12 protein-coding genes and 1 pseudogene are annotated in these 23,950 nt (G+C 70.5%); 8 read left to right on the top strand and 5 right to left on the bottom strand.

Features of this window, described 5'->3' with window-relative positions; genetic code table 11:
- The first annotated feature begins 16 nt into the window (after nt 1–16).
- Complete coding sequence (gene gndA / locus J7E89_RS20795; protein WP_214975707.1) at nt 17–1,459, top strand: NADP-dependent phosphogluconate dehydrogenase; 1,443 nt, start codon at nt 17–19, stop codon at nt 1,457–1,459.
- A 393-nt stretch (nt 1,460–1,852) separates the two neighbouring features.
- Here the strand turns inward: gndA and J7E89_RS20790 are convergent.
- Nucleotides 1,853–2,529: pseudogene (locus J7E89_RS20790) on the bottom strand (aspartate/glutamate racemase family protein).
- 30 nt (nt 2,530–2,559) lie between these two features.
- The gene (gene panD, locus J7E89_RS20785; RefSeq protein ID WP_214975705.1) at nt 2,560–3,009 is read right to left on the bottom strand and encodes an aspartate 1-decarboxylase; all 450 of its coding nucleotides are present in this window, start codon (nt 3,007–3,009) and stop codon (nt 2,560–2,562) included.
- Between the two features lie 536 nt (nt 3,010–3,545).
- Between panD and J7E89_RS20780 the strand changes: the two genes are divergently transcribed.
- Genes J7E89_RS20780 through J7E89_RS20760 form a run of 5 tightly spaced genes read left to right on the top strand, consistent with a single transcriptional unit; the run spans nt 3,546 to nt 19,347 of the window.
- Nucleotides 3,546–9,920, top strand: coding sequence for a protein kinase (locus J7E89_RS20780; protein ID WP_214975703.1), 6,375 nt, complete (start codon nt 3,546–3,548; stop codon nt 9,918–9,920).
- Nucleotides 9,921–9,960: 40 nt separating this feature from the next.
- Nucleotides 9,961–12,921, top strand: coding sequence for a DEAD/DEAH box helicase (locus tag J7E89_RS20775; RefSeq protein WP_214975702.1), 2,961 nt, complete (start codon nt 9,961–9,963; stop codon nt 12,919–12,921).
- On the top strand, nt 12,921–17,078 hold the full coding sequence (locus J7E89_RS20770; RefSeq protein WP_214975700.1) for an Eco57I restriction-modification methylase domain-containing protein: 4,158 nt from the start codon (nt 12,921–12,923) through the stop codon (nt 17,076–17,078). Before J7E89_RS20775 ends, J7E89_RS20770 begins: the two co-directional genes overlap by 1 nt.
- A gap of 33 nt (nt 17,079–17,111) precedes the next feature.
- A complete protein-coding gene (locus J7E89_RS20765; RefSeq protein WP_214975698.1) occupies nt 17,112–17,636 on the top strand; it encodes a hypothetical protein in 525 nt (174 codons plus the stop codon).
- A gap of 55 nt (nt 17,637–17,691) precedes the next feature.
- A complete protein-coding gene (locus J7E89_RS20760; RefSeq protein ID WP_251060845.1) occupies nt 17,692–19,347 on the top strand; it encodes a hypothetical protein in 1,656 nt (551 codons plus the stop codon).
- Here the strand turns inward: J7E89_RS20760 and J7E89_RS20755 are convergent.
- Together J7E89_RS20755 and J7E89_RS20750 are read right to left on the bottom strand one after the other, a co-directional pair.
- Entirely contained in the window at nt 19,340–19,534 is a 195-nt protein-coding gene (locus J7E89_RS20755) for a DUF397 domain-containing protein (protein WP_214975696.1), read from the bottom strand. The two genes, J7E89_RS20760 and J7E89_RS20755, sit on opposite strands and share 8 nt — an antisense overlap.
- On the bottom strand, nt 19,531–20,439 hold the full coding sequence (locus J7E89_RS20750; protein WP_214975694.1) for a helix-turn-helix transcriptional regulator: 909 nt from the start codon (nt 20,437–20,439) through the stop codon (nt 19,531–19,533). Before J7E89_RS20750 ends, J7E89_RS20755 begins: the two co-directional genes overlap by 4 nt.
- 169 nt (nt 20,440–20,608) lie before the next feature.
- Here J7E89_RS20750 and J7E89_RS20745 point away from each other — a divergent pair, with 169 nt between their 5' ends.
- Nucleotides 20,609–21,061: an ATP-binding protein gene (locus J7E89_RS20745; protein WP_214975692.1), complete on the top strand. Its 453-nt coding sequence runs from the start codon at nt 20,609–20,611 to the stop codon at nt 21,059–21,061.
- 53 nt (nt 21,062–21,114) lie between these two features.
- Here J7E89_RS20745 and J7E89_RS20740 read toward each other — a convergent pair whose 3' ends face one another.
- Nucleotides 21,115–22,257, bottom strand: coding sequence for a restriction endonuclease (locus J7E89_RS20740; protein ID WP_214975690.1), 1,143 nt, complete (start codon nt 22,255–22,257; stop codon nt 21,115–21,117).
- A 505-nt stretch (nt 22,258–22,762) separates the two neighbouring features.
- Between J7E89_RS20740 and J7E89_RS20735 the strand changes: the two genes are divergently transcribed.
- Nucleotides 22,763–23,941, top strand: coding sequence for a hypothetical protein (locus J7E89_RS20735; protein WP_214975688.1), 1,179 nt, complete (start codon nt 22,763–22,765; stop codon nt 23,939–23,941).
- Nucleotides 23,942–23,950 lie beyond the last annotated feature (9 nt).

Genomic DNA, 23,950 nt, shown 5'->3' with positions numbered 1-23,950 from the left:
CCCCAGGAGCTCACACATGAGTGGTAAGGCCCAGATCGGTGTAACGGGGCTCGCGGTAATGGGCAGCAACCTCGCCCGCAACTTCGCGCGCAATGGCTTCACGGTCGCGGTGCACAACCGCACGGCGGCCAAGACGCACGCCCTCGTCGAGGAATTCGGAGACGAGGGCACGTTTGTTCCTGCCGAAAAGGCCGAGGACTTCGTAGCCGCTCTTGAGCGACCGCGCCGCCTGGTCGTCATGGTGAAGGCGGGCGACCCGACGGACGCGGTGATCCAGGAGTTCGCGCCCCTGCTGGAGCCGGGTGACGTGATCATCGACGGCGGCAACGCCCACTTCGAGGACACCAGGCGCCGGGAGAAGGAGATGCGGGAGCTCGGCATCCACTTCGTCGGTACGGGCATCTCGGGCGGCGAGGAGGGCGCGCTGCACGGCCCGAGCATCATGCCGGGCGGGTCGGCGGAGTCGTACGAGTCGCTTGGCCCGCTGCTGGAGAAGATCGCCGCGAAGGCGAAGGACGGCACACCGTGCGTCACCCACATCGGTCCTGACGGCGCGGGCCACTTCGTCAAGATGGTCCACAACGGCATCGAGTACGCCGACATGCAGCTGATCGCCGAGGCATACCACCTGCTGCGGGCCGTCGCGGGATACAGCCCCGAGCAGATCTCCAGGACCTTCCGTTCGTGGAACACCGGCCGCCTCGACTCGTACCTGATCGAGATCACCGCCGAGGTGCTGGCCCACATCGACGACACCACCGACAAGCCCTTCGTCGACGTCGTCGCGGACGAGGCCGAGCAGAAGGGCACGGGACGGTGGACGGTTCAGATCGCGCTCGATCTGGGCGTGCCGGTTTCGGGGATCGCGGAGGCGGTCTTCGCCCGCTCCGTGTCCGGGCATACGGATCTGCGACAGGCCTCGCGCGGGCTGCCGGGGCCGACGGCGGCGCCGCTGGGCGAGGCCGAGGCGGCCGCCTTCGCCGACCAGGTCGAGCAGGCGCTCTACGCGTCCAAGATCGTGTCGTACACGCAGGGCTTCCACCAGATCCGGGCGGGCAGCGAGACGTACGACTGGGACATCGACCTCGGGGCCGTTGCCTCGATCTGGCGCTCGGGCTGCATCATCCGGGCGGCGTTCCTCGACCGGATCAGGGCCGCGTACGACGCCGAACCCGGGCTGGTGAGCCTGCTCTCCGACAAGGGGTTCGCCGAGGAGATCGGCGCGGCGCAGGACGACTGGCGTGCGGTGGTGGTGGCCGCCGCGTTGCGGGGCGTGCCGACGCCCGGCTTCTCGGCGGCGCTCGCCTACTACGACGCGCTGCGCGCGGAGCGGCTGCCCGCGGCCCTCACGCAGGGGCAGCGTGACTTCTTCGGCGCGCACACCTACCGGCGCACCGACCGCGAGGGTTCGTTCCACACCCTCTGGGGCGGTGACCGGTCGGAAGTGCGCACCGGCTGATCAGACGCCGGTCGGTCAGACGCCGGTCGGTCCGGGCTGCGGCTCCGGATCGGGTACGGGGTCGGGCCCCGGCGGCTTCGGGATCGGATCGGGCGCCGGACCGGGCGGAACCGGGCCCGGGCCGGGGGTCGGAGGCGGGGCCGGGGTCGGGCCCGGACCTGGGGCGGGGCCGGGCTCCGGACCGGGGCCGGGACCGGGCGCGGGGCCGGGACCCGGGCCGGGCAGGGGGCCCGGATCCGGCAGCGGGCCTGGGGCGGGCCCGGGGCCCGGACCGGGGGGCGGCGTAACGGGGTCGGCGTAGGGAAGAGTCATTGCTGGCCTCCTGCCTCTCGTCGTTGTATGACGGACCCACTTTCTCCCCGTGCGGCTGCCCGCGCCCGCCGGGGCCACACATCAGGGACCGGGACTAACCGGAATGAGGGATACGGCCGCGGCTGCCGCGCGCAGCCCGGGCGCCGGGCTGGAGAGTACGGGCACGGTGATGTGACTACGGACCCGCGCGGCCGCGTCGGCCATGGAAGCCTGGGCCAGCACCACCACATCCACCCCGGTGATGGTGTCGACGGCCCGCGCGACGAGGTCGAGGTAGCCGGTCCGGTCGCCGTCCTCGAAGTGCTTCCAGGCGCCTTCGGCCAAAACGGTGCGGATATCGGCCGACCGCCCCGCCGCGTCCGCTTCTTCCCGTATCAGGTCGCAGGTCGGCCCGAAGGTACTGTCCACCGCGGCGACCACGGCGATACGGACGGTGTCGCGTTCCGGCGCGGCGGCGACGGCGAGGGCCGCCATCGGGCGGTCCACGCGCAGCACGGGCACGCCGAGCCGCGCGGCGTACGCCTCCGTCGCCGCACCGATGGTCGAGCACGTGCAGAGCACGGCCGTGGCCCCGTCCTCGCCGACGGCCTTGGCGAGCACCGCGGCGATCGCGGAGTCCGCTGCGGCCCGCCGGAGCGGGCCAGGGCCAGCAGTTCCTCGTCGACCACATGGCGCATTTCGAGGCCGGGGTGCCCCCGGTCGCGCAGCGCGTCGAAGACCGGCACGTGGACGGGGGACGTGTGCAGCAGTGTGAGCATGCCGCGATGCTAGGCCGTGAGCGGGCCCGCCTACTGAGCGCCGGCGCCGGCCTCTACCCCTTCGCCGGCACGGGCGTAGGGGCTCCTGCGGGTGTCGCTGCCCGGTACGGGCTCCGACGGATCGGCGCCGAGCGCGGCGATCCGGTTTCCGGCGTCGACATGCACGATCCGCGGCTTCAGGGCGCGCGCCTCGGCGTCGTCGACCTGGGCGTAGCTGATGAGGATGACGAGGTCGCCCGGGTGGATCAGATGGGCGGCGGCGCCGTTGATGCCGATAACGCCCGAACCGCGCTCGCCCTCGATGACGTACGTCTCCAGGCGCGCACCGTTGGTGATGTCGACGATGTGGACGAGCTCCCCGGGGAGCAGGTCGGCCGCCTCCATCAGCGCGGCGTCGACGGTGACGGAGCCGACGTAATGAAGGTCGGCCTCAGTCACGGTGGCACGGTGAATCTTGGACTTGAATATTGTACGAAACATGAAGAAACTCCAGATTTGTCAGCTCCCTGCCTGCTCAACGCAGGTCAAGGGCGGTCTCCGGACAGTACAGCGATTCGCATGTTCGGTCAGCTGTCGTCGGGTGTTCCAGGACTCACACTGACTCTTTGCTGACTTGCCAACGGACCGTCAGGTCGACGCCAAGGCCCCTGTCCCTCATTCGCTGCGCCGAGGAGCCGCGGAAACACCCAGGCCGACATCGCCCCGGCCTCCCCACCCTGCAGGTCTTCTGCCACCGCACGCTCCAATGATTCCGTGGCGGACCCCCTCACAATGAACCGGCCCGAGACAGCCACCCTTCGCAGCCGGAACCATCAGCTCGACCGGACTTACTCCACCGACGAGGCGCTCCACCCGACAACCTGCGGTCAGCCTCCACCAGGCTGGTCGCACCCCAAAGAACCCAATAGCTTGTTGACAACGTCAACACAGAGGTAGGATCCTCGCCAAAAGGGACGGTATACGCTCGCTGCGGCATGTACCCAGCCTGCATGCGACGGGTGAAACGGGGAGGGGCAGTGGGCCTGGAAACGGTCGACGGACGGTTCCGCATCACGGGGATCGTGGGGCGCGGGAACATGGGGGAGGTACACCGGGCCGAAGACCTTCAGGCCGCCCCTGACTCCCCGAGCCGCGAGGTCGCGGTCAAGACCGTGTTGCGCGGCCGGACCGGAATTGCGGTCGACGCCTCGGGGTCCGGCAAGGAGATCGACCGCTTCCGCCGCGAAGTGCGGATCATGCGCATGCTCTCCCAGGGCCACCCGAACCTCACCCTGCTGATCGACGGCGGCGTGGACCGGACGCCGGGCGGCAGCGGTCTGCCCTACCTGGCCATGGAGCTGCTGGACGGTCATCCACTCGCGGACCTCATCGACGAGGAGCCCCAGCTCCCGGTCTCCTGGGTCGCCGCTGTCGGTGCGCAGATCGCTGCCGGTCTCACCGCCGCGCACACCGCCGGGGTCGTCCACCGCGATCTGAAGCCGGCCAATGCGATGCTGACCCGCGACGGCACCGTCAAGGTCCTCGACTTCGGTATGGGTTCGGTCGTCGACGATCCCGACCAGACACGGCTGACCAGTACGGGCGTCAGCGTCGGCACGGCCCGCTACATGGCGCCCGAGCAGTTCCGTGCCGAACGGGTCTCCGCGTCGGCCGACCTCTACGCGCTCGGCTGCATCCTGTACGAGCTGCTGATCGGGCGGCCGCCGTTCTCCGCCAGGACCCCCTTCGAGCTCTCCGAACAGCACCAGCACGAGCGGCCGCCACTGTTGACCTTGGTACGCCCCGACCTGCCCGCCGAGCTGGTCCGGCTGGTGGACCGTCTGCTGGAGAAGGACGCCGAACTACGGCCGGACAATGCCGCCCTGGTCCGTGAGACGCTGATCCCGCTCGCGTTCGCGCCGGACGACACGGCCGCCCTGCTGGCCCCGCACTGGCAGGTGATGGACCCAGTGGCGCGACTGCGTGCCCTGCTTCCCGAGCCCGCCCCGGCCGTGCCCGCACCCGTGCCGCGCAGGGAGCCGCGCCTGCCCGAGGCGATGGACGTCTTCGGCATCCACGCCGACCTGATCGGCGAGTACGAGAACTTCACCAAGAGCGCGACGGTGATCCGGGACGCCCGGATCGACGGCTTCATCGCGGACGACCTGGCGGCGAAGTCGCAGTGGCCCGACCCGTGGCTGTCACTGAACCCGTTCTTCGCCGACGGCGGCCAGGTCACCGACCTCGTGCGGGACGGAGTGCTGCACCCGAGGTGCGCAGAGATCTTCCAGGCCGGCAAGAAGGAGACTTCGCCGCGTCCTGACGGGCGGCCGCTGACGTTCCACCTCCACCAGCGGCAAGCGGTCGAGGCCGCGCAGGCGGGCGACTCCTACGTGCTCACCACCGGCACCGGCTCCGGCAAGTCGCTGGCGTACATCGTCCCGATCGTGGATCGCGTATTGAAGGAGCGTCAGGCGGCGGGACCCGACGCCGGCGGCCGGGTGCGCGCGATCGTCGTCTATCCGATGAACGCGCTGGCCAACTCGCAGCTCGGAGAGCTGGAGAAGTACCTGCGCCACGGTTTCGGGAAGGGCCGCGAGCCGGTCACCTTCGCCCGCTACACCGGCCAAGAGTCCACCGAGGAGCGCCGCGAGCTGCGCAAGAACCCTCCGGACATCCTGCTGACCAACTACGTGATGCTGGAGCTGATGCTTACCCGGCCGGACGACCGATCCAGCCTGATCCGCATGGCCGAGGGGCTGCAGTTCCTCGTCTTCGACGAGCTGCACACCTACCGGGGCCGGCAGGGCGCGGACGTGGCGTTCCTCATCCGCCGGGTCCGTGAGGCCTGCCGGGCCTCCGCGACCCTGCAGTGCATCGGCACCTCGGCGACCATGTCCACCGAGGGCTCCTGGGAGAACCAGCGGCGCGAGGTGGCCAAGGTCGCCGGCCGCCTGTTCGGTACGACCGTGCTGCCGAAGCGGGTCATTGGCGAGACCCTGGTCAGGGCGACCGACGAAGCCCCCGAGACCGTGCCCGCCGAGCGCCTTCGGGTGCCGGCGGCACCCCGCGCGTACGAGGCGCTGACGAAGGATCCGCTGGCCCGCTGGGTGGAGTCCCGGTTCGGTCTGGAGCGCGAGGAGGGTACGGGGCGGCTGCGGCGCTGCGCCCCGGACACCGTCGAGGAGGCGGCGGCCGAGCTGGCCGCCGAGTCCGGGGTGGCCGAGGAGAGCGTGCGCGAGGCGATCCGGACGACGCTGGAGGCGGGTGCGCAGGCCAAGAACCCGAGAACGGAGCGGCCGCTGTTCGCGTTCCGCCTGCACCAGTTCCTCTCCAAGGGCGACACCGTCTACACGACGCTGGAGGATCCGCTCACCCGGCCGCTGACCCGCACCTACCAGCTGGAGCAGCCGGACAGCGACGGCAAGCCGCTGTTCCCGCTGGCGTTCTGCCGCGAGTGCGGCCAGGAGTACCTGACCGTCTGGCGCACCGAGGAAGGCGGCGCGTTCCGGTACGAGCCGCGCCGGGACACCTCCGCCTCCGGGGGCCGTGAGGGCGAGGGCTATCTGTACCTGGGCATGCCCGGCGAGGACTACGAGTGGCCGGCCGATCCGCAGAAGGCCGTGGACGACAGACGGTTGCCGGAGTCGTGGCTGGAGCCGGACGCGCAGGGTGTGACAGTCGTCAGGAAGTCCTACCGGCCCCGGCTGCCCAAACGCGTCGTCGTGGACGCCCACGGCAACGAGTCGGGCGAGGGGCTGGTGGCCGCGTTCGTCCCGGCGCCGTTCCTGTTCTGCGTGCACTGCCAGGTCTCCTACGAGCAGACCCGCGGCCGGGACTTCGCCAAGCTGGCCACCCTGGACCAGGAGGGGCGTTCCTCGGCCACCTCGCTGATCTCCGCGTCGATCGTGAAGTCCCTGCGGGCGGTACCCGAGGAGAGCCTGGGCAAGAAGGCGCGCAAGCTTCTCACCTTCGTCGACAACCGGCAGGACGCCTCGCTGCAGGCCGGGCACTTCAACGACTTCGCTCAGGTGACCCAGTTGCGCGGGGCCCTATACCAGGCAGCGGTGCGGGCTGGTGAGGAGGGGCTGCGCCACGACGACCTCGCCGAGGCCGTCACCGATGTGATGGGCCTGGCGCCCCGCGAGTACGCGGCCGGCGCGGACCTAGCTCCGTCGATGGAGCGGCGGGCGACGAAGGCGTTCCGGGACGTCGTCGGGTACCGCCTCTATCGCGACCTGGAGCGCGGTTGGCGCATCACGATGCCGAATCTGGAGCAGACGGGGCTGCTGCGGATCGATTACGAGGACCTGGGCTGGATCGCCGCGCGGCCGGATCGCTGGCAGTCAGCCCACGCCGTGCTGCGCGACGCCGACCCGGCGCTGCGCGAGGAGATCGCCCGTACACTGCTCGACTTCATGCGGCGTGCCCTCGCCATCGACGTGCAGTACTTCCGTGACGACTTCGACACCCTCCAGCGGGCCAGCGAGGAACGCCTCACCGGGCCGTGGGTGCTGGGCGAGAGCGACCGGCCGACCGTCGGCACCGCCTACCCGTACGGCTCACGGCCGGGCATGGAGCGCTCCGCGCTGTTCCTGTCGGCCCGCGGCAAATTCGGCAAGTACCTGCGGCGGAACATGCCCGAACTGCGCGATCCGTCCATGTCCTTGGACGACGTCCAGACCGTCATCGAGGACCTGCTCAAGGTGCTGCGTGACGCGGACCTGGTGCGTGAAGTGGAGGCAACCCCCGAGCACTCCGGCCCGGCCTACCGCCGCCGTGCGGAGCAGAAGCGCACCGGTTACCGGGTGTCGGCCGCCACCCTCGTCTGGCGGGCCGGGAACGGCGAGCGGGGCACGGTCGACCCGCTGGCACGCACCTACAGCAGCGGCGAGGGCCCGCGCGTCAACCCGTTCTTCCGCGACCTGTACCGCACCGCGGCCGCCGAGCTGGCCGGACTGTACGCGCGGGAGCACACCGCGCAGGTCACCCCGGAAGACCGGCTGGAGCGCGAGAGGCAGTTCCGTGACGCCGAACTGCCCCTGCTGTACTGCTCGCCGACGATGGAGCTGGGAGTGGACATCTCCTCGCTCAACGCCGTGATGATGCGTAACGTGCCGCCGACCCCGGCGAACTACGCGCAGCGCTCGGGCCGGGCGGGCCGCTCCGGTCAGCCCGCGCTGGTGACCACGTACTGCGCGACGGGCAACAGCCACGACCAGTACTACTTCCGCCGCTCCCAGGACATGGTGTCGGGGCAGGTGGCCCCGCCGCGCCTGGACCTGGCCAACGAGGACCTGGTCCGCTCCCATCTGCAGGGCATCTGGCTGGCGGAGACCGACATGAAGCTCGGCACCGCGATCCCGGACGTCGTCGACGTCGCCTACGACCCCGACGCCGGCGACCGCCCCGATCCGCAGATGCAGCTGCCGCTCCTCTCCCACATCAGCGACAAGTCCTGGGACGAGGACGCCCGCAGGCGCGCGGCCGCCGCCGCCCGTACCGTCCTCGCCCCCCTGATCGCGGACTTCGAGTCGACCACCTGGTGGTACGACGAGTGGATCGAGGACCGGATCGAGCGGGCCCCGAAGGAGTTCGACGCCTCGTTCGAGCGGTGGCGCCAGCTGTTCCGGGCAGCCGTCATCGACCAGTACGAGCAGAACAAGCGCGTCGTCGACCACACCCTCTCCCCGGGCGAGCAGGGCCGGGCGCGCACCCGGCGCCGGGAGGCCGAGACACAGACGAACCTGCTGCTGAACCGCTCATCCGACAGCAAGTCGGTGATGAGCGACTTCAATCCGTACCGTTATCTGGCGTCCGAGGGGTTCCTGCCCGGCTACAGCTTCCCGCGGCTGCCGCTGGCCGCCTACATCCCGCGCTCCGGCAACCGCCGCAACGCCGACGGCGACTATCTGCAGCGCCCCCGGTTCCTCGCGATCCGTGAGTTCGGCCCCGGTGCGCTCATCTACCACGAGGGCGCCCGCTACCAGGTCACCCGCGTGCAGCTGCCGCCGGACGCATCGGGCGACCTGGCGACGGCGGAGGCGCGGCGCTGCGACGGCTGCGGCTACCACTACGCCGTCAGGCCCGGCGCCGACCAGTGCACGATGTGCGGGGAGGAACTGGGGAGCAAGCGCACCGGTCTGCTCCACCTGCACACCGTGTACACCACGCCGCGCGAGCGGATCTCCTCCGACGAGGAGGAGCGCCGCCGGGCCGGTTTCCGCCTGGAGACCTCGTACGCGTTCCAGGACCACGGCGCCCGCAAGGGACGCCTCACCTCGCACGTCACCGACGCCGACGGCGCGCCGGTCCTCGACCTGGACTACGGCGACTCGGCGACCGTCCGCATCACCAACCTCGGCCGCGTCCGCGACAAGGAGGGCGAGCCGGACGGCTACTGGCTGGACCTGGGCGACGGCCGCTGGCTCAACGACCGGGCCGCCGCGGACGCCATCGAGGGCACCGGCATGCCGGTGGTCGACGAGGACGGCAACGAGAAGCGCCGCAAGAAGCGGGTCCTGCCCTTTGTGGAGGACCGCCGCAACATCCTCGTGGTCACCCTGGACGAGCCGCAGCCCGAGCCGGTGGCCCTGTCGTTCCTGTACGCGCTGGAGCGGGGCATCGAGGCGGCGTTCGAGCTGGAGGACTCCGAGCTGACGGCGGAGCTGCTGCCACCGGACGACGGTCCGCGCCGCCGCATGCTGTTCACGGAGGCCGCCGAGGGCGGCGCAGGTGTGCTGCGCCGGATCCAGCACGACAAGGACGCCCTCTCCCGGGCCGCCCGGACCGCCCTGGAGCTCTGCCACTTCGACCCGGACACCGGCGAGGACGAGGGCGGTCCGACGGACGACGAGAAGTGCGCCCGGGGCTGCTACGCCTGCCTGCTGACGTACGCCAACCAGACGCACCACCGCAGGCTGAGCCGGCACGCAGCCCGCCCGCTGCTGAAGCTGCTGGCCGACGCCCGTACCGAGCGCGAGGACCGCGGCGAGTCCCGCAGCGAACGGTTCCGCAGGCTCACCCCCGCGGCCGGCGGCGCGAACACCGCGCCGGGCACGTCCGGCAGCGCTCCGGCGTCCGCGCCGACCCCGGTGGAGTCGGATCTGGCGGCCCTCGTCGCACAGGGCGACCTGCTCGGCTGGCTGCGGGCGATGGGCTACCGGCTGCCGGACGAGGTCAACACCTTCGTCGACGGGGCGGGGGCCTGCCCCGACCTGGTCTTCCGTCTGGGCGGTGCCGACCTCCTCGCCGTGTTCGTCGACGTCCCCGGCCAGACCGCCGACTCCACCCGCGACATCGAGGCCGGCTACCGCTTGGAGGAGGCCGGCTGGGACGTCGTGCGCTTCCCGACGGACGCGGACTGGGACGCCATCGCGGACCACAACGCCGGATACTTCCACCTCCGCTGACTCCTCGCCCCCTCTCGACCTCTAGGAACTGAGACATCTCATGAGCCTCACGTACACAGCCGGCTCGCTGGTCGCCGCCCGCGGCCGGGAATGGGTGGTGCTGCCCGAGAGCGCCGCGGACATGCTGGTGCTGCGCCCGCTGGGCGGGAGCGAGGACGACATCGCGGCCGTGTTCCCCACGTTCGAGGACGTGCGTCCCGCCGAGTTCGCGGCGCCGAGCCCCGCCGACCTGGGCGACCAGCGCGCCGCCGGTCTGCTGCGCACGGCGCTGCGCATCGGGTTCCGGTCGGGTGCCGGCCCGTTCCGCTCGCTGGCGTCGATCGCCGTGGAACCCCGCGCCTACCAGCTCGTTCCGCTGCTGATGGCGCTGCGGCAGCACACCGTGCGGCTGCTGATCTCGGACGACGTCGGCATCGGCAAGACGATCGAGGCGGGTCTGATCGCCAAGGAGTTGCTCGCGCAGGGCGAGGCGACCCGGCTGGCCGTGCTCTGCTCACCGGCACTGGCCGAACAGTGGCAGGGCGAGCTGCGGGAGAAGTTCGGCATCGACGCCGAACTGGTCCTGGCCTCCACGGTGTCGCGTCTGGAGCGCGGCCTGGAGCTGGGCCAGTCCCTGTTCGACAAGCACGCCTTCACGATCATCTCGACGGACTTCATCAAGTCGACCCGCCACCGCGAGGATTTCGTACGGCACTGCCCCGACCTGGTGATCGTCGACGAGGCGCACACCTGTGTGGCCGCCGACGACGCCGCGCAGGGCGGGGCGTCGTCCTCCTCCCACCAGCTCCGCTACGAGCTGCTGCGGAGGGTCTCCGCCGACGCCGACCGTCATCTGCTGCTGCTGACCGCGACCCCGCACTCCGGCAAGGAGTCCGCGTTCCGCAATCTGCTCGGCCTGGTGCGGCCCGAACTGGCCACGCTGGACCTGGAGTCCCCGGTGGGGCGGGCGAAGCTCGCCGATCACTTCGTGGCCCGCAAGCGCGCCGACGTCCGCGACTACCTCACCAAGGAGGACGGCCTCGCCGACGACTCCCTGGCCGAGCGGACCGCCTTCCCGTCCGACCGCTGGACGAAGGACGAGCCGTACAGGCTGACCTCCGCTTACCGGGCGCTGCTCGACGACGCCATCGCCTACGCGCGGGACCGTGTCGAGGCGGCGGGCGAGCAGGGCAAGCGGGAGGCCCGTATCGCCTGGTGGTCGGTGATCGCGCTGCTGCGCTCGATGGTCTCCTCGCCGGCGGCCGCCGCGCAGACCCTGAAGACCCGCTCCGAGTCCGCCGCCGCCCGCACCGCGCACGAGGCGGACGTGCTGGGCGCCCCGGTGGCCGCCGACTCCGCGGACAACGACCGGCTGGAGGGCATGGATGTCGCGCCGGGCGCCGCCGAGACGGAGGACGCGGGCGCCCGGCTGCTCGAACTCGCCGAGCGCGCCGCGCAGTTGGTCGGCCCGGCCGAGGATGCGAAGCTGAAGGCGCTCACCCGGCACCTGAAGGGTCTGATCGCCGACGGCTACCACCCGATCGTCTTCTGCCGCTACATCCCCACAGCCGAGTACCTCGCCGGGCAGCTCGACGGCAAGCTCGGCAAGAAGACGAAGATCGCCGCCGTGACCGGCACCCTCTCCCCTCAGCAACGCCTGGAGCGCATCGAGCAGCTCGCCGCCGAGGCCGCGGAGGAGGGCGACGCCCCGGCCGTCCGCCGGGTGCTGATCGCCACCGACTGCCTGTCCGAGGGCGTCAACCTCCAGCACCACTTCGACGCCGTCGTCCACTACGACCTGGCCTGGAACCCGACCCGCCACGACCAGCGCGAGGGCCGCGTCGACCGGTACGGCCAAAAGCGCGACCAGGTCCGTGTCATCACCATGTTCGGCGAGGACAACGGCATCGACGGCAAGGTCCTGGAGGTGCTGTTCGCGAAGCACCGGCAGATCAAGAAGGACCTCGGCATCTCCGTCTCCGTGCCCGACGAGACCGCTTCCGGCGTCACCGACGCCGTCGTGGAGTGGCTGCTGCTGCACGGACGGCAGGGCAGCCAGGACAGCCTGTTCGACCTGGACGGCAACCAGGAGTCCTTCGCCCGCATCGAGCGCGAGTGGAACTCGGCCGCCGAGCGGGAGAAGACATCCCGCTCCAAGTACGCCCAGCGGGCCATCCACCCGGAGGAGGTGGCCCGCGAGGTCGCCGCCGTACGGGCCGCGCTCGGCGGCGCCGACGAGGTCCGCGGCTTCGCCCTGGAGGCGCTGCGCGACCTGGACGCCCTGGTCCGTGACCCGCGCGACGGCACCGGCGACTTCACCGCCCAGGTCGGCGGCACCCCGGCCGGGCTGCGCGACGCGCTCGCCGCCGTCCTCGGCGGCCGGCTCGTCGAGGAGGACCGCGAGATCCCGTTCCGCGGCTCCCCCGCCACCGCCCGCGGCGAGGCCGCCCTGGTCCGCACCGACCCGGCGATCGGGGCCGTCGCCTCGTACGTCCTGGACTCGGCGCTGGACGCGAACGCCCTCGGCCCTCGCCCGGCCCGCCGCTGCGGCGTCGTCACCACGGACGCGGTGACCACCCGCACCACGCTCCTCCTGGTCCGCTACCGCTTCCACCTCACCCTGCCGTCCCGCACCGGCGAACGGCAGCTGGTCGCCGAGGACGCCCGCCTGCTCGCCTACGAGGGCCTGCCGTCGCGCGCCCGCTGGCTGGATGACGACGCGGCCGCCGCCCTCCTCGCGGCCCGCGCCACCGCCAACACCCACGAGCAGCGGGCCCGCAACCAGATCACCCGCGATCTGGACGGGCTGCCGGACCTTGCCGCCCACCTCACCAAGTACGGCGCCCGCCTGGCCACCGAACTCGACGCCTCGCACCGTCGGGTCCGCAAGGCCAACGAGGAGATCGTCCGCGGCCTGAAGGTCGTCCCGCAGGAGCCCGCCGACGTCCTCGGCGTGTACGTGTACGTGCCGCCGCAGCAGTCGGCCGCGTCCGCCTCTACCGTGTCCGGAGCCGAAGCCTGATGTCCGCCGCCACCCGCACTGCCCTGGCCTTCACCGCCGTCACCACGGTCGGCGGGCTGCTCCCCGCCGACATGCTGCTGCGCATCGCCGAGGCGCGGAACCTGCCGGGCGCCAAGTCCGCCGACTACGGCCTTCCCGCCTCGGTTCCCGTGCGCGACGAGGCCGAGCGCGCCTGGGAGTACCTCAAGCCGCTCTGGCATGATCTGCGCACAGCCCTGCCCGCCGACGCCGTGACCGGCGCGCCCGCCGCCGACCCCACCGGCCGGGCGGGCACCGACTGGCTCGCCCAGCTCTTCCGCAAGCTGGACTTCGGCGCGCTGACGGAGGTCGGCGCGGCGGGCATCCCGGCCGACTCGGACCCGGAGAAGCGGTTTCCGGTCTCCCACCGGCACGGCCCGGCCCTGCTTCATCTCATCCCCTGGAACCAGGAGCTGGACAAGCGCCCAGCCTCCGGCCAGGTCCCCCCGCAGTCCATGCTCCAGGACTGCCTCAATCGCACCGAGGCCCACCTGTGGGCGGTCCTCACCAACGGCCGCCGCCTGCGCCTGCTGCGCGACACCTCGTCTTTCGCCACCGCCGCCTATGTCGACTTCGACCTGGAAGCCATCTTCGACGGCGAGCTGTTCAGCGAGTTCGTGCTGCTGTACTGCGTCCTGCACGCGTCGCGGTTCGAGGTGGCGGAGGGGGCGGCGGCTTCGGGGTGCTGGCTGGAGAAGTGGCGGACGGTCGCCATCGAGTCCGGCAGCCGGGCGCTGGACCACTTCCGCGACGGCGTCCAGGCAGCCCTCACCGTCCTCGGCACCGGGTTCCTGAGCCACCCGCACAACAACGAGCTCCGCGAGTACCTGGACGTCCACGCCTTCCAGACAGCGCTGCTCCGGCTCGTCTACCGCATGATCTTCCTCTTCGTCGCCGAGGACCGGGGCGCCCTGCTCGACCCCGACGCCGACGAACAGACCCGCGATCGCTTCACCCGCTACTTCTCGACCGCCCGCCTCCGCCGCCGGGCCCTGCGCCGCCTAGGTACCGCCCACGACGACCAGTACCGTGCCCTGGAGCTGCTGATCGAGGCGCTGGGCTCCGAGGAGGGCCGCCCAGAGCTGGGTCTCAAGGGACTCGGCGGCCTCTTCAACGACGGCCCCGCCGACGAGCCCCTGCGCGGTGCGCGACTGGCCAACCGCCACCTGTTCGAGGCGGTCAAGCACCTGGCCCGCATGCGCGACTCTGGCTCCGCCCGCTGGCGGCCCGTCGACTACCTGCACATGGGCGCCGAGGAACTCGGGTCCGTGTACGAGGCATTGCTGGAGCTGGTGCCCAAGCACAGCGCCGCCGACCGCACCTTCGAACTGGTCGACCGCATCGGCAACGACCGTAAGAAGACCGGAAGTTATTACACCCCGACCGCGCTCACCGAGACCCTGCTCGACTCGACGCTGAACCCGGTGATAGACGACGCCGTCAAGCGCGGCGAGCAGCGGGCAAGCGCCGAGGGCCGCTTGGACCCCGCCGACACGATCGTCGAGGAACTCCTCTCCCTCACGGTATGCGACCCCGCGTGCGGTTCGGGCCACTTCCTCGTGGCGGCGGCCCGCCGCATCGCCAAGCACGTCGCCGCCGTCCGCGACCGCAACCCCGAGCCCACGGCCGAGACCGTGCGCCACGCCCTTCACGAGGTCGTCGCGCGCTGCGTGTACGGCGTGGACCTCAACCCGATGGCCGTCGAGCTGGCCAAGGTGTCCCTGTGGCTGGAGGCCATGGAGCCCGGCAAGCCCCTCAGCTTCCTGGACGCGCACATCAAGCACGGCAACGGCCTGATCGGGGCGGCCCCGGCCCTGATGCGGGACGGCATCCCGGACAAGGCGTTCAAGAAGGCCGAGGGCGACGACGAAACCTGGGCGCGGTCGCTGCTCGCCCGCAACGCCCTCGAACGCGAGGGCCAGCACGGCCTGTTCGAGATCGAGACGGAGACGAAGGTCGCCAACGCCTCCTTCGCCCGCGGGCTGCGTCGGATCACCGCGGCCCCGGCCGACGACCTTACCGACATCCGCCGCAAGGAGGCCGCCTACCGCGACTGGTCGACCTCGGCCGAGTACCTGCACGCCTTGCACCTGGCAGATGCTTGGTGCGCAGCTTTCGTCTGGGTGAAGCACGAAGACGCGCCGCCGACCATCACCCACAAGGTGTTCCGGGGGCTTGAGGACCCCGAGGGCGACGCGGCACCGAAGTCCACCCACGACGAGATCGTGCGCCTGCGCGACCAGTACACCTTCTTCCACTGGCACCTGGAGTTCCCCGAAATCTTCTCGGTCCCGGAGGGCGGCGGCGCGTCGGCGAATGTAGCCGCAATCGACCCGACCACGGGGTGGAACGGCGGGTTCACGTGCGTGGTGGGCAACCCGCCGTGGGACAAGGTCGACTTCCACGACAAGCAGTACTTCAGCGTGGTAGCCCCCGAGATCGCCGACATCTCCGGCACGGCCCGCCGTACCCGTATCGCCGAGTGGGAGCAGGAGAACCCGGAGGCCGGTAAGCGGTACCGCCAGGCTCGGCGCGCGGTCAAGGGGACATTCCACTTCGCAGGAGATTCGGGAGTGTCCCCGCTGTGCGCGAAGGGGTTGACGGTCAAGGGCGTCAACTCCCTCCAGACGGACCAGCTCTTCGCCGAGCGAATGGCAAACCTGGTCGCGCCCGAAGGACGCTTCGGCTTGATCCTGCCGACGGCAGTCGCGACGGGCGCGGGCGCCCAACATCTGTTCGCGGACTTCATGCGACGGGGAGTACTGGCTTCGCTGTACGACTTTGAGGTCAGACGCCCGAAGTCTCCAGCGCTTCCCAAGGGTGGAAAATGGTTCGACATCGACTCGAAGCAGTCATTCTGTCTACTCTCCGTGACCGGCCGCGGAATCCAAGCAGACGCAGCGCGCCTCGGCTTCTCCATGTCTGATGTCACAGATCTCCACAACCAGGACCGAGTCGTAGCGCTGAGGCCTGAGGACCTAGCGATCATCAATCCCAACACGGGCACCCTCCCCAAGCTGAAATCCCAGCGGGACGCAGACCTCGTGGCTGGCATACACCGGCGTGTGCCCGTGCTGTGGAACGAGGGGCGCCGGGACGGCAACCCTTGGGGCATGGCCTTCAAGCACCTCTTCAACATGACCGACGACTCCGACCTCTTCCGCAGCCGCGAAAGGCTCAAGGCTGAGGGGTGGGAACTTCGCGGCAACGTCTTCGAACGGAAGGGGGTGCGGATGCTGCCGCTGTACGAGGGCAAGATGGCACACCTCTTCGACCACCGCTGGAACTCATACACCGGTACCGGCAACGAGGACCGCCGCCGCATCGGCACCTCGGAGAAGGCGAACCCCGCAACCTACGCAGACCCCCGATACTGGATCCTGGAAGACGGCCTCATCGCCACGGTCCGCCGAGGTAAGGACACTGCGGAGCGTGGCGTCAATAGGCGTCTCGCTGAAGTGCACTGGCCTCACGGATGGTTGCTGGGGTGGCGTGACATCACCTACTTCACCAACGAACGTAGCGCCATCCCCGCCTTCCTTCCGCGCACGGCCGTAGGCAACACCTACACCCTGATGCTTCCCCGCGTCGCGCCTCCACTGGTCGCAACGATGGTCGCCACCCAGTCCTCCCTGGTCTTCGACTTCGTGAGCCGCCAGAAGATCAGCGACGCTCATATGAAACCGTTCATCTGGAAGCAGCTCCCCGTCCCCACCCCCACCACCCTCGAACCCCACCTCCCCTTCCTCCTTCCCCGCATCCTGGAACTCGTCTACACCGCCTATGACATGACTCCACTCGCCCGCGACCTCGGCGACGAGGGCGAACCGTTCCAGTGGGACGAGGACCGCCGCGCGCAGCTGCGCGCCGAGCTGGACGCGTACTTCTTCCACCTCTACGGGATCTCCCGCGAGGACACCGACTACATCCTGGAGTCCTTCCAGTCGGAGTCGGGCGGCCTGAAAAACAACGAGATCGCCAAGTTCGGCGAGTACCGCACCAAGCGGCTGGTCCTCGCCGAGTACGACCGCATGGCCGCCGCCGGCGTGACCCCGGAGACCCCGCTCACCGAAGGCGAGTCCGGTACCTACCGCTCCACCCTCACCCCGCCCCCCGGCCAGGGCCCCCGGCACGGCTGACCCGCCCAGACACACCCAAGGAACCACCGCAACGTGGTACGCAGAAGCCAGAGCAGCAATCCGCGCTCGTCCGTCGTCCTGACCTCGGGCGCGGACTGGGGGACCCGTGCGGCCGGGCAGCGGAGGAGCAGTGGGGCCGAGTCACCCATTCCCCGGCGGCAGGCAGCGAAGGTGAAGGCGCTCCAGCAGACCCTCGGCGTGGTGCGTACCGCGATCAACGCCAAGCGCTGGCCGCAGGCACGGTACGGGCTCAGCCGGGCCCGGGCCATCGTCAACGCGCTCCCTGCCGATCAGACCGTCCAGGAGCGCGCGCAACTCTCGGAGCTGCGCAGGCGGTTCGAGGCACGCGGCACACCGGCGGCCAAGAAGGCCCAGAGCGCGAAGAGTGCCAAAAAGCAGAAGCCCGTACCCGCCGCGCAGGCCGGTGGTAAGAAGGCCGTCACCAAGTCCGCGGCGAAAGCCGCACCGCCGAAGCCGAAGCCCGCGCCCGTTCGCGACCTCGGCGACCGCTGTCTCAACCGTGCCGCCCTCAGCTACACGCCCACCGACGGGTCGTAGCCCAGGACGCGACACACCACACGCACCACCCTGCACGTCTCACATCTTTGGGGGGATGATCGTCATGGAACCGCGTGGTTACCGCATGGTGGTCTCGACCGAGCAGAACTATGTCGACACCTGCGCCGTTGCAGAGCGAGAGCTGATCGAATGGCTCCGCAGCAAGGCATACGACCCGTCCGGGCTGGACGAGGGGCGGACCGAGATCGCCCCGCACGCCACGCTCGACCGTGACTCGGAATCCGGCCTGAACGGTGCGTACAGCCGGTGGCGCATGCGCGAGACGCCCTCCGCCACCTCGGGTACCTGGCAGTCGACCCTGGTCGTGCGCGCCGGCCTGCCCGAGGACGAGGGACGTACCTGGTTGCAGGTCGACATCGAGCACCAGCCGGCCCGTGAAGGCCAGCACCCCACCCGTGCCAACACACCGAACCTGGTCCGCTCCCTCCTCGACCGCCTGGAGGCACGCGACGGCCAGGCGGACGTCGCCACCGCGCCGGCGTTCATCGAGGCCGACGACATCGACGACCTGCTTGGGGAGCTGTGCGACGACCAGCGGCGGATGCCCGTCGTCGTCGCCACGGTGCCGTACGGCAAGGATGCCGACGGCTGGTCGCGGGAGGTCGTCGAGCCACTGTTCCGCAATCTGCACGGGCTGGCCGTCCTCTACATCCTCACACCGGAGGCTCAGGCCAAGTTCAACGCCGAACTGGAGTACCACCCGGTGTTCGGCGGCGGTGTCCGCACGTACGTCCCCGGGCTGGACCCGGCTTGGAAGCCGGACGCGCAGCGGCATCCTGTGATGTCCCGGCGGACCATCGAGAGCGGCGTCCACCGGGCCGCGTCCATCCTGGCCGCGCTTCCGCAACGGATGGCCTCACGTCACACGCTGCCCACCGCGCTGCTCAGCGTCCCGCGCCATCGAGCGCGCCCCCGGCCCAACCCGGCCGCCGCGGACATCGACCAGCTCCGTACCGAGAACTCCGCGCTCACCGCGCTGCTGGACGAAGCCGAGCGGGCCGAGGCCATACGGGTCGACGAGATCAACGATCTGTACGCGGAACTCGCGAAGACGGAACGCGGCAGCGACGAACTCCGGGGCGAGAACGAGGAGTTGTACGACCGGGTCAAGGAGTCCCAGCGGCTCATCCGCTATCTGCGCGAGCGGCTGGAGTCCGTCGGTGGGTTCGCCACCGCCCACACCCCGACCGACGCCCCGGCCATCAGCTACCCGACAGCCTTCGCCGACCTGCTGGACAGGCTGGACGAGCTGCCCTACATCTCGTTCACCGGGAACCGCAAGACCACCCGGGCACTCGACAGCCAGTCGGTGGACAACTGGCTGTACGTCGCCTGGGACGGACTGCTCGCCCTCAACGACTTCGCCCGCACCTCAGCTGAGAGCACGGTCAGCGGTGACTTCCTGAACTGGTGCAAGTCCGACGCGTCCAGCGTCTTCCCCTTCCCGGCGGCCAAGGTCGCCATGCGTGAGTCCGACACCGTCGCCAACAACGGCAGACTGCGCGGTGAGCGCATGCTCCCGGTCCCGAAGGCCGTCGACTCCGGCGGGCGGGTCTTCATGCAGGCACACCTGAAGATCGGCGGAGGCAACACGATCGCTCCCCGCCTGCACTTCTACGACGACGGCCCTCGGTCCGGGAAGGTCTACATCGGTTACCTCGGCCCGCACCTGCGCAACACTCTCACCTGACCGCTGACACGAACCGCACGAAAGGCGCCCACTCCTCGTTCCCCACCGCGAACGCCGGACGGGTCACGTCCTTGGAGTCCCGTACGTGGACGGCCTGTTCGGCGATCGCGACCTCCACGCAGTCGTCTCCCTGGCTGCCGCTGTAGCTGGACTTGAACCAGGCGAGATCTGTCGTACCGCTACTCATAGCTCTCCTCGCAGTCGCTCCAGCAAGGCCCGGGATTCGTTTGGGCTCAGGGCCTGCGAGCGCAGTGTGTCATAGCGCTGGCAGAGCATGCTCACCTCTTTCGGGTCGGAGATCAGCCGCCCGTCATCCTGGCCCTCGGAGTAGCCGAGCCGCTGCCCCTCAGGCGTCTCCAAGATCCGCACGGGCCCATCCAGACACGCGTGCAACCCAGCCTCCAGCGGTACCACCTGAAGCGTCACGTTGCGCGGGGCGCTGCACTCCAGAACGTGGCCGAACAGCTCGCTCATCGCCTCCGCATCGCCGAACCGCCGCCGGAACACGTGCTCCTCGACGATGAAGCTGAACGGCACCGTCGGCCGCTCCCGCATCATCGTCTGTCGTTCCATCCGGGCGGCGAGCTGCGCTTCCAGCTCGTCGTCGGTCCGCAGCGGAATCGTGCCCTCGAACACCGCCCGCGCATACGCCTCCGACTGCAACAACCCCGGCACCAGCCGGCACTCGTACGTGCACAGGCTCACCGCCTCCCGTTCCAGCCGTGCCCACCGCCGGAACCACGCCGCGAGGCCCGCCTCGCCCCGGGTGAGATGACCGGAGGCCTTCCGCAGCGCACCGGTGCTGCCCAGCGCTTCCTCGGCGCGCTCCACGAACGCCTTGTCCGGCATCCGGCGTCCCAACTCCACCGACTCGACGGTGTGTTTGGAGTACCGCACCCGGGTGCCGAGATCCGTGCGGCTGAGTCCCGCGTGTTCGCGCAGCGCCTGGACGACCGCGCCGAACGTGCGCAGACTGTCCGACAGATGCGGCTCCCGCTCCCAGTCCCTCGCCGGAGCCGTCGACCGCACATCGGCGTCTCCGGCTCCCTGTTCGGCCCCGGCCCCGGCCGCGTCCCCTTCGACGATGTCCATCCGCCGCCCTCTCTCCGTACCGGACCGCGACAGCTCCTCACGGCCTCGCGCTCAGCACTCAGCGTGACGGAACACCGCACGTACTGTCCACCGAATGTGCCCGTACGCTCACTCCGCGTACGGGGTGCCGCCCTCGCACCCACCCGCGCCCGACCGCCACTCTGGCGTCATGGACCACCCTCTTCCCCAACTCGAAGCCCCCGCCCGCACCTTCACGCAGCTGCTGTCGTCCACCCGGCGCGGCGCCCGTCTGGCCCGGCTTCTCGGTGTCACCGCGCTGCAGTCCTGGGGCGCCCCGCCCGACCTCACGGAGCGTGCCGAACTCGTCGTCGCGGAGCTCGCCGCCAACGCCGTCCTCCACGGCCGCCTGCCCGGCCGCGGCTTCCGGCTCACGCTCGCCTTCAACCCGTCGGCCGACCGTCTGCGCGTCGAGGTCACCGACGCTCGCGGGGACCTCTACCCGCAGATCGCGACGGGCGCCACCGGACCCGACTCACTCCGCCCCGGCGGGCGCGGCCTGGCGCTCGTCGCCGCCCTCGCCGACCGCTGGGACACCGTCCCCTACCCACCCAGCGGCAAAACCGTCCGGGCCGAGCTCATCGACACCACGACCAGCGCGTGATCACGCCGACGGGAGAGAGGATGCCGCACCGCGCGAGGTGCATGCCTGTCCCGTCAGGCCCGCATCCCCAGCTTGAGGGCGGCTTCGCGAGCCTTCTCGTCGGCCATGGCGATGAGCTGCTTCCGCCCGCCATGGGTCTGGAAGTCCGCCTGCGACTTGGCCAGGAGGGATTCCGCCCGCTCCGTCAGCTTGTGCGCCGCTTTCAGCGCCTTGATGAGGTCCTTGGTGTACCGGTTGGACGGCAGCGCGTGGACCTCACTCGTGTGCGCACGGACACGAGTGATCAGGCGGCGCACGGTCTGCCGCTGGGCTTCCAGCTCTGCGGAACGCTGGCTCGCGCGTGAGTTCGGCGCCTGGCCGCGCCCCGAAGCCGCCTGGCTCCAGCCGGGCGTCGTCCGGCTCCATCCGGTGGTCGGGGCCGGGCGGGCGGACAGGCGATCCGCTGCATCGTTCAGTGGAGTGATGTGACCGGGTTCCAGGAGGGAGAAGAGCCCGACCCTTCTCTCGTCGGCGAACTGCCGGGCAGTGGCCGTGTAGCCGCCGAACGCGTAGAACAGCAGGTGATGGTGCGAGTCCGCCACTCCCCGCAGCTCTCGGATGGGGCCGACGCCGATCGGCTGACTGTGGTACTTCACCTGCGCTACGGCGTCGCGGGCGATCACGTCGATGCCCCCGTCCGCGCCGTCACCCGTCACCCGCGCGTCAGTGAAGCCGAGACTGCGCATGTGGTCGACGGCGGCGAGCTCGGCGTCCTGCCATGTGCGGATGGCTCTCGCGCGGAACACCTTCTCCTGTGAGCCGGCGCTGCTTTCCGCATGCGGAGGTGTGGATGCCTGGCCGGCCACCGTCCGGTGTGCTGCGGGCGTCTCCGCGGCATCGCGGTCGTCCTGCGCGGTGTGCGGAGCAGTAGCCGGGGCGTTGCCATCGCCCTGCCGGCCGGCGCCGACCAAAGCGCGTGCCACGGCTGCGGAAAGGGGCTTGAGCTCTATCGCGCCTTCGGGGCCGTCGAGTACGACTGCCTCGACGAACCGGGACTGACTCCTACTGCTCAGGACGGTGAGGGGGCGGCGCAGTTCCACCTGTTCCACCTTGAAGGTGCCCCGCCACAAGAGGAGTCGTCGACGGGTCAGTGCGCCCTGGAACCGGAGAGTGGTGAACAGCAGCTCGACCCGTTCATGTGGCGCCAGATGCGTCAATAACTGTTCAGCCTGCGGTGAGTTGCCCAACCAGCCGCTGCCGCGAACAGCAGCGGAGGTGCGAGGGTCGCTGCGGAGACTTGACACCATGCCATCTTGCATCAACTCCCGGCGCGGGGCGTAGGGCCCGACGCGGGTCACTCAATTGCCCGTTGCTGAGATCCGCTAGCGCTCCCCGACGGCTGGGGTCCTGTGCCCACACCTTGCTCCAGCGGATGCCGAACCCGACGTACTCCGCCCCGGTGGGGCGGCCTGGCGCTCGTCGCCGCCCTCGCCGACCGCTGGGACTGCGCCCCCTACCCGCCCGGCGTTAAGACCGTCCGGGACGAACTCACCACTTCGACCGACGCACGGGCCGAAGCGGGCGGGACGAAGGCGAGATGAGACACGCCTCGGAGAGATGTCACGCAAGGACCCAGCCACCCACCCGGTAGCGTGTTGACGTCGCCAACACGCCTATCTACGGTGGCTATTCTTGCGTGAGGGCTCAGGGGGGCAACAGAGCGTGCAGGTGGACGACACCGGTGATCCCGGCCGAACCGTCACGGTGGGACACCTGCTGGACGCTGCCGAAGATGCCTTTCTACAGGCCGAGTTCGACGTCGTGCGGCCGCTTCTGCAGCGTTTCCAGCGCACGTTCGGCACACCCGACGCCGACGACGCGGTACGGTACGCCGTGCTCCGCGCGGCACTGGCCGCGCGGGTCGGGAACTGGCCGGAGGCGGTCCGGCGGTGTCCCGACAGTAACCTGGATCTGGCGGCGACGGGGGTCGTGCACGCCCTTGCGGTGAGTGCCCTGCGCAGGCTGGGAGAAGAGGGCGGGCGACACACCGATTCCGGTACCGCGGCGCTCGCGATCGTGCTGTGGGCTCATCTCCTGGACGAGGATGACCCTGGCGACTTCCGTGCGTTGCTCACCGGCCGGCGCGGCGCTCCCGTGCCCGACGAGCTGTGGCAGGAGGCCCGCGGCCATCTGCTCGGGCGCATCACCGACCTGCTGCATGCCCTGGACGTCAAAAGTGGGCGGGACGTGCTCGCCGCCTGGGAGACGGCTTGGGAAGCCGAGCGTACCGACCATGTGCTTGTCCCCCAGGACGCCGGACCCGACGGCCTGATCCCGCTCGAGGATGCCGCCTGGCATCTCATGGACCACGGCCGCCGCCTCCCCCTCCTCGACGCCTACACCGCACGCCACCCCGACCCCGGCACCTGGACCGCGGACTCGCCCGACCACCACGCTTGCGCCGACGCTCTCGCCCAAGCCCTCGCGGAACGGGGCCAGGACCGGGTGCGGGCCCAGGAATGGAGCGAGGCGCTCGCGGACTTCGGCACGGCGGCGCGGCTCGGGAACACGCTCAGCGCCGCGGAGCGGGAAGCCGTACTCCGCGCGGGGAACAACGTCGGGCGGAGCCGCAACGGGTACGGCTACTCCCCCGTCACACGTATCCACGGCCTGGAGCTGGCCCACACGCTGCTGCCCGAGGACGGCTCGCTGGCCGCCGAGCTCACCGCCGAGCTGGTGCGGCAGGGCTCGAAGGTCTTCGACAGCGACCCCCGGCAGAGCAGGGACCGTTTCGCCCGGGCCCTGGCCGTGTCGCCCCAGGACCGGGACGCCAGACGCGGCCTCGACGACCATCTGAGAGCGGACCTGCGCCGAGCGCTCGACGGTTTGCAGCCTCGGTAGAGGCTGCAC

The organism is Streptomyces sp. ISL-100, assembly GCF_018614615.1.
Taxonomy (GTDB): domain Bacteria; phylum Actinomycetota; class Actinomycetes; order Streptomycetales; family Streptomycetaceae; genus Streptomyces.
Note: the sequence above shows the minus strand (reverse complement) of the source record. Positions and strands in the feature narration are given on the sequence as shown.